The sequence below is a fragment of the Desulfacinum hydrothermale DSM 13146 genome (assembly GCF_900176285.1).
GTDB lineage: Bacteria > Desulfobacterota > Syntrophobacteria > Syntrophobacterales > DSM-9756 > Desulfacinum > Desulfacinum hydrothermale.
Map to the genome: position 1 here is coordinate 25,000 of NZ_FWXF01000025.1, position 16,046 is coordinate 41,045.

The following is a 16,046-nucleotide window of genomic DNA, read 5'->3' on the forward strand; positions in this document are numbered from 1 at the left end:
AGCGTCTTATCGCTTCAATGAGGCCGAGGCAGGAAAGCCTCGGAAATCCCTCAAGGCAGGGAGCATGCTTGCCATAACATCTGGGCTTCAATGAGGCCGAGGCAGGAAAGCCTCGGAAATCCTGGCCCTTGGCGCAATGGCTACGTGGCTCTATAAAGAGCTTCAATGAGGCCGAGGCAGGAAAGCCTCGGAAATCTTGACGGCTATTCCAATATCGAATAAGACACTATTGCTTCAATGAGGCCGAGGCAGGAAAGCCTCGGAAATCCTATGAAAGCCAGAATTGTTATCACCACTCAATTTGCTTCAATGAGGCCGAGGCAGGAAAGCCTCGGAAATCTGGGCATCCAGGACCTGGTCAACCGTGGCCTCGTCTAGCTTCAATGAGGCCGAGGCAGGAAAGCCTCGGAAATCACCACCTCCACCGGCCCTGTGGCTGCAAGACATTGCGGGGGCCGGTTCGAGTGGTTCTTGTTTGGTTCCCCAATCCATTGCCAGGATCCATGTCCATGGTCAAGCCTCACCCGTTAAATCTTTTGTTTTCAAAGAGCTATGAACTTCGAGCGCTCCCCGGGCTTTCGTCGGCACCGGAGCGCTCGCCCGTCTCCGGCAGCCTCTTCACACAATCACCGGCCGCCTTTCCACCACACGATATTCCTTGCCAAGGCTCTGGACCTTCATCTGAACCCCCTCGGCGGGTCCCAAGTCCATGATGAGAACATGATCTTCGTCCTGGTTCACAATGGTTCGAAGGGTCTCCTCCATGCGAAGCCGCCTGATGCGGTCCAGACGGCATTGAAACACGGAAAGCTGCAGCCATTCTCCGTAGCCCTTCATGGCCTTGTACAGACGGCGCCATCGCTTGTCATCTCGAATGTCGTAGCAGACCAGGTACAAATGCTCCATAACCACTTTCTCCCGCGCTACTGGAGCCCCGAAGCTCGCTTCAACGGGTGACGAAGTTGGGATAGCGTGAAATTTCTCCCGCCAGGTAGCGAACCAGAAGACGCGCCTGTACTTCCAGGAGCCTCCGATAACTCAGCCTGTAGTGGAAAATGGGATGTGTCACCTCCTGGGCCAGCCGTCTTTCCAAGGCGGCGATGAACTTCTTGCGGCCACTGGCTGTCAGCGCGCAGGAGCCGGCCGCGTGTACGAAGTCTTCCGGTTGGACCTCCCCGTTGTTGACCGCCGTGAGGACCGCGGAATCCGCCAGCAGAGGCCGAAAGGGTTCCATCATGTCCAGCGCCAGTGCTGGGCGGCCAAACCGGGGCTGGTGATAGAAGCCGCGGTAGGAATCCAGCCCCACGGTGGAAAGAGCCACCGTCCATTCCTTGACCAAAAGGGCGTAGGCGAAGGAGAGCATGGCGTTGATGGGGTCTCGGGGCGGGCGGCGATTGCGCGATCGGAAATCGAAGGCGTGTCCCGCACCTTCCGTCGCTTTGAGCATGCGGGAAAAGTGCTGAAAGTAACGGGTGGCCGCCGCCCCCTCCACGCCCAAAAGGGATTCCAGCGTCTCGGCCCGCGCTGCGGCGCGCATATCCGCCTTCATGAGGGCCATGAGGCGGGCGGGCGCCTTGGCCTCGTTACCTTCGCCTCTCCAGTTTCGCCGGAGCAGCGTGCGGCAGTTGGCGATCTTGGCCACCACCCAGCTCCGAGCCAGATCCAGACACCTGTCCGGGTCGAAGCTGGCCCGATACTGGTGGGTGCGCGTTTCCACGTTGCGGTTTCCGGTGCCCACCGTGTGGCCCAGAAACCAGCCACCGTAGCTTAGGTATGTGACCGGTATCTGCCGCCGGAAACATTCGTGCAAGGCCGGAGTGCTCATGGCCGCCGGTCCGAAGAGAACCACTTGAGAAATCTCCTCCAATCGTACCTGGGCGACCTTTTCCCGGTTCTCCTGGACAACGAGACATTGCCCGTCCTTTCGAACGTAGCTTCCCGGGGACTGCACATAGAGAGGAAGGGCGGAATCCAGGGCAGGGAAAAGAGGCCTCGGTTCCAGATCGGCCCCGTTGATGAAGCGCAATTCATCGGGAAGACAGATGCCCACCAGGGAGCATTTGGCGCACTTGGGGCTGTCCTCCAACGGAGGCGGTATCTTGCCGCTTTCGGCCACGGCCCGGAGCTCCCGGATGGCCCGCAGCGTTTCCGAAATGAGCTCATCGTCGAATGGGACCGGCACCCGCTCCTTGGACGCCACGTAATAAAGGATGCCCTCGTCGGAGCGGTAGCCATGTTCGCGAAGCAGCAATCCCTGAACGCAGAGCTGAACCCTTTCCGGAAGATAGGCGCCCTTGGACACATGGGGACGCTTGCCCCGCTTGTAGTCCACCGGCCGCACTTGATCGCCCCAACCTTCCACCAGGTCTGTCTTGGCAATGACCCCCAGCCGTTCCGAGGCCAAGTCCACCGACCGGGCATGGATCGCCGCGGACTCCTCTCCCGCCTCCGGCAGCCGACCGCCTTTTTGATCCACCCGCCGGTGCTTGATCTTCCCATCCACGGTGTACTCGTTGTGGGCGAACTCGCCCTGCACCCATTCGAGATAGGCCAGCCGCGGACAATAGACGTATTCATTGACCATGCGCGCCGGCAGCAGGGGCGGTTCGTCGGAGCGCCGTGGCGAGCGGGATGCACGATCCCTCTGGGATGTGATTTCCATGGGCACAAGACCTCATGCCGCGGAAACTCTCCTGCGGGTCATCTTTTCCGGCCTGAACAGCCCGAGCCCAAAGTGACAACTGAAGCCCAAGGCCAGGGGACCAAGGACCGGCTCGGGGAAGGTCAGTCTCCAGAAACTGCCCAGCCGGTCGGGCTGGCCCAATCCGCGCCGGCGACGGAAACGGTGAAAATGGATGGGCCGTCCCTGGCGGCCCCTGCCGATATCCACGTGGGGCAGGTGTTCCAACGTCAATGGCTCCGGCAGACCGCGATGGCGGCATTCGCGCCGAATCTGATCTTCTACGGAAAAGCGCTTCTTGACGTGCCACGGATGGAGATAGGGGGTGATCGTCTGCCACACGGTGCTGGGACCAGTCAATTCCGATGCCACGGTTTCCAGACCCAGACCCTCCAGAGCCACCTGCCACTCCGTTCCATCATGGGTCCATATGCGCGTCAAAGCTTCCAGGACCCTTTGCTGGTCGGCGTCCATGCCGAGCGGCACATGCACCAGCAGACGGTCGATCCAACCGTCGCCGTTGCTGTCATAAGCCAGATAAAAGGCATGCCCATGCCGGTTGTCTCTCGGCATGCCGTGTCCGGAAAAGATGGAAGGGATGCTGTCCTTTCCGTATCGAATCTTGGCTTGGCTCATGACGGCGCTTCGCAGCAACTCGCCAATGCGCAGGGTATCTTCGACGCGCGGCAGGGGTTTGCCAGAGAGAACAAAGCGGGCGGTGGTCGCCCTGGGAGCACGATATGGATGAAACCTTGGTTGAACCGAGAAGGCATCGGCGGGACGCACATAGCGCACTTTGCGGGCCGCAGGCGGCTGGCTCCAACCCACCTTGCGAAGATCAGCGGTGTCCACGCACAGGGCATCAAGGAGGTTGTCCGGCAGGGTTTTGCCGAGTTTTTTGGCTGTCTTCTTGTCTGCCAGAAAGGCCGAGCGGCGCTCTGCGTATCTTTCCGGAGCCAAAGGGGCAAGCAATGTGATGATTTCGTGGCTCGCTTCCGTGGCCACACTATCCGGATTCGCCTGCACCGGCAAGCAATTGGTTTCAGGTGCCTGGCTCGCTCGCCGCGCCTCGACCCAGGATTCGGCGCGGCCCAGATACCCCATCACGGCCAGAAGATCATCGAGCAGAGCGACTTGATCAGGAGACAAATCCAGCGTGGGCCAGACGACCGTCAAAGGCTTGTCGCGCTCCACGGCCGCGAAGGCATCCAGTACCAAGGCCGTTTTGCCTGGTGCGGATTGGGGCATGTAGTGGCGGGCATGGCTGTGGCTGGCCGGAGGCAACCGGTATTCAGGCAATTCCTGCGCCAGGGATTCAATCAATTCCCGCAGGGTGGCTTCACGGTGCTTTCCGGTGTGCTTGATCTTGTGGTGCCAGGCGGCGACCAGAGCCCGCAAGATGCGCCACGGCTCCGGGGGCCAGGCCACGGCGCCCTCGTTGACATGCCGGTCCCATGGCGTCGCATGATAGCGTCCGGCAAGAAAGGTGAAAGTGACCGCAAGCATGGCTCATTTCCTATATATCACAGTGATCTGTTGGAAGTCGGCATGGGCCTCCGCAGCCCGAATGAGCCCGGGCAGCGCCTCTTCCAGCTTTGCCAGCGCGGGCAACTCGAAGCCACTGGGTCGCTCCACCTCCACCTGATCGCATTCCAGGTCACAGGCGGTGCGAAGGCGCAGGCCACGTTCCAAAAAAGCTTGAATCTTGAACAAGGCGATGGCCACCAGCAGGTCATAGACGGGTTGCGAAAAACCGTAGCCCCGAAGCTGTGCCAGGTCCAGATTGAAGTAGGCTGTGATCTCAGGCGAGACGAATTCATCGCGGGCGAAGGGCACGTTGCCGAAACCTTTCGATGTATCGCCGGAAGGGTTGACTGCGTCGTTTTTTACGCCGCCGCTGGCGGCGATGGTGACCCGCCTTGCTTCGATGAAGGCCGATAGGGCACGAGGCAGACGCAGACGCCCACCCGCCAGGTCCTTCTTGGCGAGAAAGACGCCATGGAGCAAGGCGTTGATGTCCAGCGCCAAGAGAACCTTGGCGAGTTTGCGCAGATCGACCATTCCCTCCGCCATATCGGCCAGCTCCTGCTTGAGCCGGTCATGGATGGTCTTGTCCTTTCCTTCCAGGATGTATGGCGAATTGATGCGGTGCGCTTCCAGCACTGAATTGGTGAGAGGCTTGCCGTCCTTGTCCTGGACCCGCACCACAGAAAGGCCCTTGAGAGGCGGAACCCAGTCGTCGTTAACCACATCCCAGCACACGGCTTCCATCCGGTTGGCCATACTTTGGGCCGATTCCACAAGCAGGGTGGGGGTGCCGTCTGGGCCTTCGTAGAGGGCTGGTCCGATTTCTGGAAAACCGGTGGGCTGAAAGCGCGTGCCCTGAAGCGGCTTCAGACGGGCATGAAGCAACAAGCGGGGGGCGTCATTGAGTTGGGATAGATCCAGGTTCATCGCTTTTCTCCTTTCTTACATGGTGGGTCGATTCAGGCCACATCGGCTTTCATTTCACCAGGTTCCAGAACCTGCCGTGCCAGCCGGCCGACGGCTCCAAAGCGTAGCGGTATGAGCAATGCGGCGGCCGCGCGGCGGGGATCGATCCCGGCGGGATCGGGTAGATCCCTCCTGGAAAACACCGGGGTGAGGCCCGAGGCGTGGAGGCGCCGCCAGGCCATCTGCACAGCCCGGTTGCCTCGGTTGCCCACTGCAAGTTGGGCCACCATGCCGCCGGGAACCGGCACGTGGTCCTGCTCCCCCAGAAGGCCGAGGCTGCGCAGGATTCCATCTGGGATGAGTGCGAGCTTGAGCAATGCAAATGCGGCGGGCAGAGTGCCGTCACCCACCGATTTGTCATGATCTTCTGGGATGTTGCAGATGCAGAGACCGGCGACCAAGTTCTGGATGCGAGCGTCCATTGCATCGTCGCGCAAGAAGGCCACCAGATCGTCCGGGGTGACCCCGGCCGGCGATTTCAGCGGTTTCTCGGGTAGATTGAGAGCCTGGACGCAGAGCAGCCGCCTCTCCAGGAAATGGATCAGCACATCGGGCAAACGCCCTCGGCGTCCGGTATAAAATCGGATGCGTTCTCCCGCATCCGCTGTCATCCAACGGTTATACCGGCGCCGTACGGGAAAGAGCTGCACGCGCAACGGCAAGGGCTCGTCGCCCACACCGCCGATCCCTGCCAGGGCCTTGGCGATACGGAAGGCGGGCGTTCCGTCGTCGGCGGCCGTTACCCAACGTTCGGACAGCCGCGGCACAGGGGGCACAACTTCCCGAGCCTTCTCGCTCTGCGCCAGGGCCGCCTGGATCTGGCCCAGTAGGATCATAAGGGCCTGGGCTTCCTCTCGGCGCGGCTCCCGTCCCGAAAGGTCGAATAACGCATCTTCCAGGCGCTTGCGCAGTACATGAAAACGATTGGCGGCACGGTCTCCCCGGGCGAAGTGGCGAAATCGGTCCAACCAACCATGTTTATCCAATTCATCGAGCCAGCGCGCCTTCGGCTGCTCACGGACCTGGATACGCTTTAAGGGAATGGCCAGATAGGCCTTGCCGGAACGCATTAGCAAGCCGAAACGCTGAAACCCGTGGATCCCGCGATAGGAACCGAGGCGGTGGACGGCCCGGACGAAATCCAGTGCATCGCGCGCCGGTTTGCGGCCCAGCACAACCCGGCCTTCGGCCATCAACGTGCGAACCTCCGCATAGGTCGCCGGCCCCGACCACAGGGGCATCCATAGGTCACCGCGTGCGTTTGCTTCATCCCCTTGGCCCACTGCTCCTGAACCTGCGCCTACGGCTCTTACGGTGAACGGGTAGCTCAGTACGCCGGCGGGATCATTGGCATGCCGCCTTACGACGGCAGCCGCGAAGGTGAGCGCCCCCTCGATCATCAGCACAAAATCCCAGGGGTTGATCAGCGAATCGGCCTCAAGGCCCGTGGTCGCATTGGGACCGCCGACCTGCCCGGGAGAAAACTGGCCGATGGCGGACTTGACCAGTCCTGGTGCTGGCACCGCATATAAGGCCGTGGCAAGCCAGGATCTTGGGTTTGAACCGGATGATTTGGGTCCGAGACCCAACACGTCTAGCAGGCGCTGCATGAAGTTGTTCGTGAAGTCCAGGCGCCCGTCATTGCCGCCGGTACCCAAAAGGGGCGGATATTGCGCCGTGCCACTGGTTAACGATACTGCGGCATCGAACCAGGGCAAGACGGCATCGGGCATCCGCGCACGTATGTCCATCAGCAGAGCTGCTTTCGCTTCGCCCTTAGGGCTGGCGCTTCGGTTCATTCCTTGCAAAGCGTCCTCGGCGATTTCCAGGCATTCGCGATACAAGCATAAGCGTGAATCGCTGCTGTTGCGAATGGCCGTGAGCGCAGCCTTGTTGTCCTTTTGGTAAAACCCGCTCCCTCCGTTCCACGGCGCCATGACCGGTGTCGGCGCGTAGTCATGAAGAAAGAAGTCTTCGATGTCTTTGCGTTCAAGTGCGGTGCGCAGCACGAAAGCGTCGTTCTGCCAGTAGCCGCGGATTGAGGAGTCCTTTTGTTCTGCGAGCAGGCGCAGCACTCCCAGCGCCTTCAAGTAGCCGGCAAGCGGCGTCGCCCGGCAACCTTCCAAGGCAATGTCATGCATGGTGATCTCCTATAAGTAGTGTGGGTCGCCCGGACGTATGGACCAGGCGGTTTGTGGTTGGTTAAGTTGTCCGGGCCACGGCGTCGGGGACCAGGTCGTCATGGTCCGTGCGCTCCTTGCTGTTCGGCGGCAGAGGCGCGCCAGTCGGCGATGCGCACGAGGGTCTCCAGCCAAGCGAGCCGAAAGGGTCCGTGTTCATGGAGCAGCCTCAAAGTGCGCTCGATCCACGAGGGGCCCTGCTCTCCCTTGCCGATCTCCATCAGGGCAAGCTTCAATGTCGTTTCCTCGCTGTGCTCGCCGTCGAAATGGAGCGCGGGCAATCTGTCGCCTTCCCATACACCGCGGGCGAAACGCGTGACATGGGCCGGCGCTTCCTCAGCGGGCATGGCGCGCAAGCTCATGCGCACCTTGCCGTGGTGGGCCGCTATGAGATAAGCGATGAGGTCGGCATTGGGTTGGCCGTTGTGCTGCGCCAGCCAACCCAGCATGGAGGCAAGTTCGTGGCGGAAATATGGGCGCTCATGCTTGGCTTTGCAGGGCGACTTGGCAAGAAACCCGGGTGGCGCCTCCTCGCAGGCGTGGAGCGTGGCTTGGAAGATCGGATGTGACTTGCCCAGATCGTGCCAGCGACCGGCCCGAACCACGTAATCTCTATAATCCGTCTCACCAACGGCACTGCACAGGCTGCCGACTTGGACCGCCACATTCTCCAGGTGTTGGGCCAGCTCCACGGGTCGGTCCTGGCGCGAGAACGCGTCATCGGTATACCCCTCCTCAACCGCCGCTTCATCGGTTGGAGGGATGCTCACGGGGCCCTTGAGTGTTGGATCGAAACCGATCTTCTCCTCGTAGCCCCCGTCCGCGCTTCGCAACAGCAAGGTCATTCCCGGGCGGGGGTCGCGTTCCAGCCGTGTCCATCGACTGTCCAGCGTATCCCAGTACCAGAGCACCGTGTCCTTGCGTCTGGAAAACTCAAGTATCTGCCCCAGGGACACCGGGCACAATTCTTCCCGAGAAGGGGAGCTCTGGGGCTCGGGCAGGTTCGGATCGTCCGGAAAGTCGCGCCAAAACACCTGTAAGCCGGGAGGCCCACTATCCCGGATGTAGTCGGACACATCCACGTCGAAGCCTGAAAGATCCGGATCCGTGTTGAAAAGTTCAAGCAGGTCCTTGCGGCGCAGCACGGCGGAGACCGGACGCGGTTCTTCTGTAGCGGGCAGATCCCGCGAGCTGGCACTTGTTAGGCCTGTGAGCTTGGCGCGTGCGGCTGCAAGGGCCTCGACGCTATAGGGCAGCGGATCTGCATCGTCCTCGATATCCACCCACAGCACGCTTGCCCCCTCGCCTTGGTGTTCGCCGTAGCGGTTGCACCGTCCGAAGCGTTGCACCAAAGAGGCCCAGGGTGCCAATTCGGTGATCAAGCACTTGGATGAGATGTCCACGCCCGCCTCAATGGCCTGAGTGGCCACAATGATGCGGTCCCGATCGTCTTCTTCACGTAGACGCCGGGCCTGTTCCGCGCGTTCGGCGGCACGGAACCGTGCATGGATCAGCAAGTCGCCGCTTCCCTCACGCCGCCGGTTGCGAAGCAGACGATACAAGCGTTGGGCGCGTTCCACGCGATTGAGAATCACGAGGGTTTGTGCGCCGGTATCGTGTTGCTTCAAAACCAGATCGCATAGGGCTTCGATGTAGTCTTGGAGTCCTTGCTGCTTGCGGGTCTCTTTGGTCAGAGACACCGGGGCTTGGCCGAGATGCTTGACGGCCTGGAGTCGGTCACCTGCCTGCTCACGGTCCCCGTGGTCGATGGATAGGGATTGGAGCGTGTCCAGGTGGGGGCGCAGATCCACCGTGTTCAGCCAGTCCTTGTTCAACGTGGCGGAGATCCACATGGAACGGCTTTTCCGGGAGAGCGGGAAACGGCGGCGGAAGCCTTCGAGCTGGGCGGATGTGGGCAGGCCGGCGCCCATTAGCTGGACTTCATCGAACGCCCACAGACAATCGTTGTGGAGCAGGGCGAAGTGTATCGGCCACTGGTAACGGCTCATGCCATAGCCTCGCATGAGCGCTCGGGAGAGTAGCATATCCTGAGTACCTACGAGGATCATGTCTTCTTCCGGATACTCGACCCAGGTTTTCAGGTCACCCTCGCCGCCCATGAGCACGTGCACCGAGACCTTGCTCTGCCCTGCTTCCTCGCCGAAGATGTGGAGCCGCCGCAGCCACGCACGGATATTTTCAGCGGTCTGCTCAACCAGTACACGCATCGGCAGACACCAGATCAGTCGACGCGGGGTCGCCTCATCGGGTTCTGTCTCTCTGCGCCCGGACCTCCAGCCCCGCTTGTAGAGCCAAGCCAGCGTGACCCCAGCGGTCTTTCCAAGGCCGGTGGGGACATCGAGCAGATCCGGCCAGTCCTCAACCGCCAATCGCTGCTGGTAGGGGTAGGGGCCTCCAAAGCCGGTAGCCTTTTGAAAAAATGTGGAATAATCCATTCCAAATCTTCTCCCACGTGAGAGCTTTTTCGCTCTCCGTTACCTTGAAAACCACGACCGGTTGTGTCCTTATCACTTCCGGTGGCTCAAATAGTGAGCCAGTGTCGAAAAATTTTTCAAAAATAACGTGCCAGGATTTGCGCTGCTTCTTCCCGGACCTGGCGACGCAGTTCCTCGGGTTCCAGGACCTCCACATCGGCGCCGTATTGGAGGGCATGCCGGCGGATTTCGGTGAGATCCGCCACCGGGACGGTGAGGACGAGGGACCCGTCCGGTTCCAGGAGCATCTCCTGGTCCTGGTGCCAGATCTGGTCACGAATGATGCGGGCGATGGCGGGTGAAAAGCGCAGCACCGCCTTCTGGAGCGATCCGCCCCGGTAGATACCGAAAGCGGTGTCCAAAAATGCAGCCACATCGAACCGAGGCCGATCGAAGCCATCCGTCAGCAGATGCGCCTCCTCCATGCGGCTCAACATGAAGATCCGGGGCTCGTTCCGATAATGGCAAAAGGCCACCAGGTGCCAGGTGCCCCGGTAGTTGTGCAGCCGGTAGGGTTCCACCTCCCTTCGTGCCGTCTTGCCGGAATAGCCTGTATGGTAGAGGATGCAGAGGCGGCGTCTTTTCAGGATGGCTTCCACTAGGGTTTCCAAAATGTGGGTGTCACAGCGCGACCATTCCACGTTTTCGAAGGAGACGGCCTGCAGGATGCGGGGACCGAAATGCATGGCGAGAAGGGCCTCCACCCGACGGCGGAAATCGAGGATTTCGCGGGGCAGAGGGTGGACGGCGCGCGTCATCTGACGGCAAAGGCCCAGGACGAACAAGAGCTGGTGGGCATTGAACCAGAAGGGGGGGAGCTCAAAGGAGGCGTCGGTCAAAAAGTAGCCCCGTCGGTGCCGGTCGTATTCGATGGGGGCGCCCAGGCGATCCCGCAGGAAGGCGAGATCGCGCTTGAAAGTACTCATGGATATCTCGAAGCGCTCCCGGTACCGGGCCGCCGTGGGATAGGCGTTCTTTTTGAGCTGGCCATAGAACCAGAAGATCCGTTCCAGCATGGGCCGTGTACTCAATCTGGTTCGGGGCAAAAGGGCGATGAATTGCAACAAATTCCCAGCAGAATAGTAGATATTTACTGGTATGCGCAAATAATCACAAAAAAGAGCGTAACAGTCCCCCCTTTTGCTGTCAAGGAACGGATTCGGCTGCTATGGGCCGAAGGCGAAGAGCGCATAAGGGATCGGAAAAGCTCTTACAGTCCTCTCCCGGATCCGGGATTTTTCATCGGCCAGGCAGGTAAAAACGGGCTCTGAACCCGTCCCTACCTGCTTCAATGGGATCGGGGCAAAGCAGCCTCGTAAATTCGATTTTAGACCTTCCCTCTGTGCCAATGAAGGTGAGTCACCTATCCCTTGTTAAATTTGAGTTGGGCGGGTAGGAAAGAGGATCAGATGACATCAGTTCAGAATCGGCAAACAGGCGGCGGACAGGTGCGGGTGACCACCACCATGATCAACAACAAGGGACAAATGATCCACATCCGAAATACTTCGGAGCCGAAGCCGATCCATGTGGAAATTTACAATGCCCTCGGACTTCCCCGCAGCCCCTTGAAAAGGATCCTGAGCATCGATTGAAAATTTGTAGTGAAGCATGAAAAACCACATTCTAAGAATAACAACACGTTACGCAAAAGAGTGACAAACTTGGGCTACGGCCTGGCCGAAGGAAAATCCCGCGTGGTGTTGAAGGCATGGCATCCCGAAAAGAAAAGGGCCCCCATCCGTTGCGGATGAAGGCCCTGTAAGGTCCACCTGGTGCCGAAGCGGGGATTCTAATAGCGCCTTGAATTTGCTGCATTTACCGACCATCCTGCCAAGCCTTTTTTCGTACAATATCAAGGCGTTATTCCTGGGATGCACATGGCAACATGAAAAATCTCGTTGGTCGTCGTGATCTGGCTTTGGCACGGTCCTTTACACATTGCCAAAAGCGCCGTTTGATTTCCCAGAATGCTCGCACGGATTTTTCTGGCGTAGGGGTAGAAAACCCCAACACCTTTGTGGCCGAGGCATGGTAGGTGGAAACCTAATGCCGGTCAAGTGTTCTTTTTATGACATTTCCTTGCCTTGTGGGATAGTAGCATGCTAATTGACCAATAGGACTGTCCAGAGCCCTTCCTGATAAGCCATACCGCCAAGGAGGCGACTTGATGTCTGAGCAAACTTATGCCTGGCTCGTTCAACCGGGCCACGCCACATGCGAAAGACATTAGTATCCCGGTGTTCAATCTCTTTCAGGAACATGGTCGTGATTCCGAAAACCATCACGAGGAAGCACATCCTCCAGGCCCTGCTTGATATTGACGAGCACGGGGTACCTCCCCGGCGCGCCGCAACGAAATACGCCCTGGAGTACGAGGGCCGTCTATACCCCCCTAAGTTCGTGGTTTCAATTGCCGCCCGACACGCGCTCGGCTCGGACCTTGATCCCGCCACCTTTTCGGGGGGCCAGGAGACGAACCAATTCCTTGTCCAGCGGGGCTTCTGCATCACCGAGGTGCGGCTCGAGGCGCGAAACGATGCCGACGACCCTTTGACTCCGGCCGTGCTCACTGAGCGGCGGGCACGGCACGCGGGAGAAAGGTGCCCAGCCTGCAAAGTGCGTATCCGCGAACTGTTAGAGGCGTTGTTCGGTCGGGTCGAAGAGCGCTACTCGCTCGGTCTGGGAACCCTGCCGAGCCACTACAACGGCAACCCCTACCACGATGCGCTCGAGGCGATCTACTCTCGGCTTATCGCCTACCGGGGCCACGCAGACTTCGTCCGAACGCGTCAGTTGCCGCTATGCGATTACTTCGTCCCGGAGCCGGGATTCATCCTCGAGTTCGACGAATCCCAACATTTCACAACGCCTCGGAGCATCGCCCTGCAGTCGTACCCGAGCGCGCTTCCAATCGGGTTCGATCGCGACCGCTGGCGGGCGCTTTGCCAGAAAATTTGCGCCCGCGATCCCAATCCCCCCTACCGAGACGAACAGCGGGCTTGGTACGACACCCTCCGGGACTTCGCCCCTGCCAGTCTCGGGCTACGACCGACGGTGCGCCTTTACGCGAAGCAAATCGACTGGTGCAGGCTTGATCCTCAACGGCAGGCTGACCTCGAAATGTTCCGACAGCTTCTCAGCGTTCCAGTCGTAGAAGCCAGACCGACGCCCAACCGCGTTGCCCAGAAGCACATCAGCGTGCGAGAGGACCCGGGCGCTATCATCGCTCGCCTCATCCTCACGCAAGAATGGCCTGGTCATCCAGGGCACGCTCGCGCGCTGCTTGAAGCGATTGTAGAGGAGTGGCCCGCGGCTCCCCGGGTGGACTTCTTGATCACCTGCGGTGGGTTCGTCCAGTTTCCCCTCTCTGAGGCCGTACCGATCCAAGCCCTCAATAGCGGCAGCGACGAGGCACTGACGCACATCCTAAAGCGGGCGGTAAAGGTCGCCCACGAGGTCGTTCCAGCCGATCTTCGCGCCCGGCTGTCTAAGCACGCACGGCACATCACCTTAGGCATTGATACGCACAAGAACCTAATCTCTACCACCCAGAACCGGATTCGCGAACCCCACGCTGAGACGGTCATCGTGCTTGACCTCGACACCGGCGAGCATCACGCAACCGCGAAGTCGTATCCCACAACAGCACAGCAACAGGGCCTCATCCGATCGCGGGATATCAAGAGTCATTTTTTGACCCTAAAGAACGGCACCAGCGTGATGGTTCTCGGTTGCCACGACCTCAGCGTCTGGAACCCACGCTCAACCAATGCACGAGGGTGGCGTGCCCAGCTGAACGCCGAGTTCCGGGACCTGGCCCGAGACAAGAAGCCGACGCTCGTCCTTCATCATCCTCACACGGCGGACTCTAAGATGACGTGGCGTGCCGCCTGGACGTCTCTCGAACGTGAACTGCCTTCCGTAAAGTTCTACGCAGGTTCGGGGCGGTACTGGCACCGGGACGGTCCGAGGTCACCCCTTCACGAGATCCTGACCCTTACGAAGAAGGGTCCGACTCTTGACTTCATCATCAACGCTCGCTCCACCTCTCCCAGTGGTGGTAAGCGACAGCGCAATAAAGATGAGGCACGGTCCGGCTAACACGTCGTTCCACCCGATCGCTCGGCTTCGCCTCGCGCCGGTTGAACCCAAGCGTTAGCGATAGAGGAGGAATAATATGGCCCTGTGGCTGATTCGTGCAGGAAAACATGGAGAAGATGAAAACGAGGCCCTTGACAAAGGGCTTGCTATCATCGGATGGCACGAAATGCCTGATGTCTCCAATATTCTAAGCTACGAAGAAATGAAACAAAAGCATTCTGAAATCTATCCTAATATGCCTGCTAAAGCCGTAATGAACAATGCCGCACAACTATGGGCCTTTGCAAAAAAGATTGAAAAAGGTGATTTAGTTGTACTTCCACTAAAAACTCGATCTACAATAGCAATTGGAGAAATAGTTGGCGAGTATCAATTCCTACAGGGGCGCCATGTAAGGAAAGTGGAATGGCTAAAAGAGGACATCCCCAGAAATGTATTCGGTCAAGATCTTTTGTACTCGTTTGGAGCATTTATGACCGTGTGCCAAATTAAGCGAAATAATGCTGAGGAAAGGGTCAGAGAAATACTGGCAGGCAAACCCGACCCGCATTTCATCGACAAAGGGCTTAAAAATCTTGATGAGCTTACAGAGTCAGACGAAAGCAAAGGACGGGTGTTTATCGATCTGGAAGAACAGTCATTTGACCAAATACGTCGTCTCATTGAAACGAAGTTTAGGGGCCATAATCTTAAACGACTTGTCGAGGCAATACTAAATGTGCATGGTTATCAAACATATCGTGCACCTGAAGGCCCTGATGGTGGTGTCGATATACTGGCAGGTTTTGGCCCAATGGGTTTCGATAAGCCAAGGCTTTGTGTTCAGGTTAAATCCGGTGGAGTTCAAAATGATTCAGCTATCCGCGAACTTGAAGGTGTCATGAGCCGAGTTGGTGCAGAACAAGGTCTTTTTGTTTCATGGGGTGGGTTTAACAAGACCGCTATGGGAAATGTCAGAGATTTGTTTTTTAAGGTTCGGCTGTGGGATGATAAGAAGTTGATTGCCAATCTCTTAAACAGCTATGAAAAACTTCCTGATGAAATTCAGGCAGAACTCCCCATGAAAAGAATTTGGATAGTAGTACCTGAAGAAGATTGAAATAATCACTAACCAGTCGCTTCACCTGAGCGCTATTCCGCTGGCGCTCCAAAGCGGCAGGTGAGCTCAATCGGTGAGTAGCGAAAGATTTGCTACAGGGAAAGATGATGGAGAAATACAACTGGAATCGTTTGAACAATCTGCAGTTGGGGAGGTATGCGGAATATCTCGCCAAGATGGAGTTTACCTTGTATGGCTTCGATGTATACACAGCCGAGGTAGACGATAAAGGGATTGACTTCATTGTCCGCCTCAGCAGTAATCGCTACTATGACATACAGGTCAAATCCATCCGAGGCCTGAATTACATTTTCTTCCCCAAAGATAAATTCTATTTGCGATATAATCTTCTTGCCGTAATTGTTATTTTTATTGAAGGCAAAGCGCCTAATTTGTACTTGATCCCATCAACGGCGTGGCGTGAAACAGACGCTCTCTTGGTAAGCCATGACTACGAGGGCAAGAAGAGCAAACCCGAATGGGGTTTGAACCTGTCTCAGAAGAACCTGCCGCTGTTGGACGAATTCTTGTTTGATAAAGCAGTTCAACGACTTTTGGACCATAGATAGCTTTGCAGTAGATCGCCCCACAACACTTACTCGCACCTAACGCCGCTCCGCTGCCCCTCGCTGCGCAGTTGAAGCACAAGGCGTTGGAAGCACGAAACCCCCTAGGAGCTTGTCCGAGAATTCATGTCAACTGTATTTGCATGTGATCTATAAAGTCCATATTCATTTGACAGATCCATGCCGTTGTGATAAGAATTCACCTAATCTAGCATGCGCGCATGGGGGAATCTGTCATGGCTCGTTTCAAATACGACCCAACTCAGTTTCGCCAACGACAATTGTTTCCAAGTTCCGTATTTGATCTTTTGCCGAAGGATCACGCCTGTTTCGTTTTTGACGAAATCCTGGAACAACTCGACGTATCCAGTGCGGAAGAGGGCTACAGCTTTATTGGGCAGAGAGCTTATCCTCCCAAAAGGTTGCTTG

General features: G+C 58.0%; 11 protein-coding genes, 1 pseudogene and 1 CRISPR repeat array (1 of these 13 running past the window's edge). Of the genes and pseudogenes, 5 read left to right on the top strand and 7 right to left on the bottom strand.

What is annotated here, in order from left to right; translation table 11 throughout:
* A CRISPR array of direct repeats spans positions 1 to 414; the repeat unit is 37 nt; unit sequence GCTTCAATGAGGCCGAGGCAGGAAAGCCTCGGAAATC (it extends 357 nt beyond the left edge of the window).
* A gap of 204 nt (positions 415 to 618) precedes the next feature.
* The 7 genes from cas2 to B9A12_RS15545 all read right to left on the bottom strand — a co-directional run bounded on the left by cas2 (position 619) and on the right by B9A12_RS15545 (position 10,864).
* On the bottom strand, positions 619 to 906 hold the full coding sequence (cas2, locus tag B9A12_RS15515) for a CRISPR-associated endonuclease Cas2 (RefSeq protein ID WP_084059010.1): 288 nt from the start codon (positions 904 to 906) through the stop codon (positions 619 to 621).
* A gap of 40 nt (positions 907 to 946) precedes the next feature.
* Entirely contained in the window at positions 947 to 2,662 is a 1,716-nt protein-coding gene (locus B9A12_RS15520) for a CRISPR-associated endonuclease Cas4/Cas1 (protein WP_084059011.1), read from the bottom strand.
* A gap of 12 nt (positions 2,663 to 2,674) precedes the next feature.
* Positions 2,675 to 4,186 carry a type I-G CRISPR-associated protein Csb2 gene (gene csb2, locus B9A12_RS15525; RefSeq protein WP_084059012.1) on the bottom strand — a complete coding sequence of 504 codons (1,512 nt, stop codon included), beginning with the start codon at positions 4,184 to 4,186 and terminating at the stop codon, positions 2,675 to 2,677.
* 3 nt (positions 4,187 to 4,189) lie between these two features.
* Positions 4,190 to 5,134 (bottom strand): type I-G CRISPR-associated RAMP protein Csb1/Cas7g, encoded by a 945-nt coding sequence (gene cas7g, locus B9A12_RS15530; RefSeq protein ID WP_084059013.1) that lies wholly within the window; start codon positions 5,132 to 5,134, stop codon positions 4,190 to 4,192.
* 32 nt (positions 5,135 to 5,166) lie between these two features.
* The gene (gene cas8g1 / locus B9A12_RS15535) at positions 5,167 to 7,314 is read right to left on the bottom strand and encodes a type I-G CRISPR-associated protein Cas8g1/Csx17 (RefSeq protein ID WP_084059014.1); all 2,148 of its coding nucleotides are present in this window, start codon (positions 7,312 to 7,314) and stop codon (positions 5,167 to 5,169) included.
* Positions 7,315 to 7,412: 98 nt separating this feature from the next.
* On the bottom strand, positions 7,413 to 9,809 hold the full coding sequence (locus B9A12_RS15540; RefSeq protein ID WP_084059015.1) for a CRISPR-associated helicase/endonuclease Cas3: 2,397 nt from the start codon (positions 9,807 to 9,809) through the stop codon (positions 7,413 to 7,415).
* A 116-nt stretch (positions 9,810 to 9,925) separates the two neighbouring features.
* Positions 9,926 to 10,864: a helix-turn-helix transcriptional regulator gene (locus B9A12_RS15545; protein WP_084059016.1), complete on the bottom strand. Its 939-nt coding sequence runs from the start codon at positions 10,862 to 10,864 to the stop codon at positions 9,926 to 9,928.
* A 393-nt stretch (positions 10,865 to 11,257) separates the two neighbouring features.
* On the opposite strand from B9A12_RS15545, the gene B9A12_RS15550 reads away from it, so the two are divergent.
* The 5 genes and pseudogenes from B9A12_RS15550 to B9A12_RS17420 all read left to right on the top strand — a co-directional run.
* Positions 11,258 to 11,443 carry a hypothetical protein gene (locus B9A12_RS15550; RefSeq protein ID WP_084059017.1) on the top strand — a complete coding sequence of 62 codons (186 nt, stop codon included), beginning with the start codon at positions 11,258 to 11,260 and terminating at the stop codon, positions 11,441 to 11,443.
* A gap of 673 nt (positions 11,444 to 12,116) precedes the next feature.
* The gene (locus tag B9A12_RS15555) at positions 12,117 to 13,952 is read left to right on the top strand and encodes a ScoMcrA-related endonuclease (protein ID WP_139796680.1); all 1,836 of its coding nucleotides are present in this window, start codon (positions 12,117 to 12,119) and stop codon (positions 13,950 to 13,952) included.
* A 76-nt stretch (positions 13,953 to 14,028) separates the two neighbouring features.
* Positions 14,029 to 15,051, top strand: a complete 1,023-nt coding sequence (locus B9A12_RS15560; RefSeq protein ID WP_084059019.1) for a restriction endonuclease — start codon at positions 14,029 to 14,031, stop codon at positions 15,049 to 15,051.
* A gap of 104 nt (positions 15,052 to 15,155) precedes the next feature.
* On the top strand, positions 15,156 to 15,620 hold the full coding sequence (locus B9A12_RS15565) for a hypothetical protein (protein WP_212636975.1): 465 nt from the start codon (positions 15,156 to 15,158) through the stop codon (positions 15,618 to 15,620).
* Positions 15,621 to 15,853: 233 nt separating this feature from the next.
* Positions 15,854 to 16,046: pseudogene (locus tag B9A12_RS17420) on the top strand (IS1182 family transposase); the annotation flags it as partial.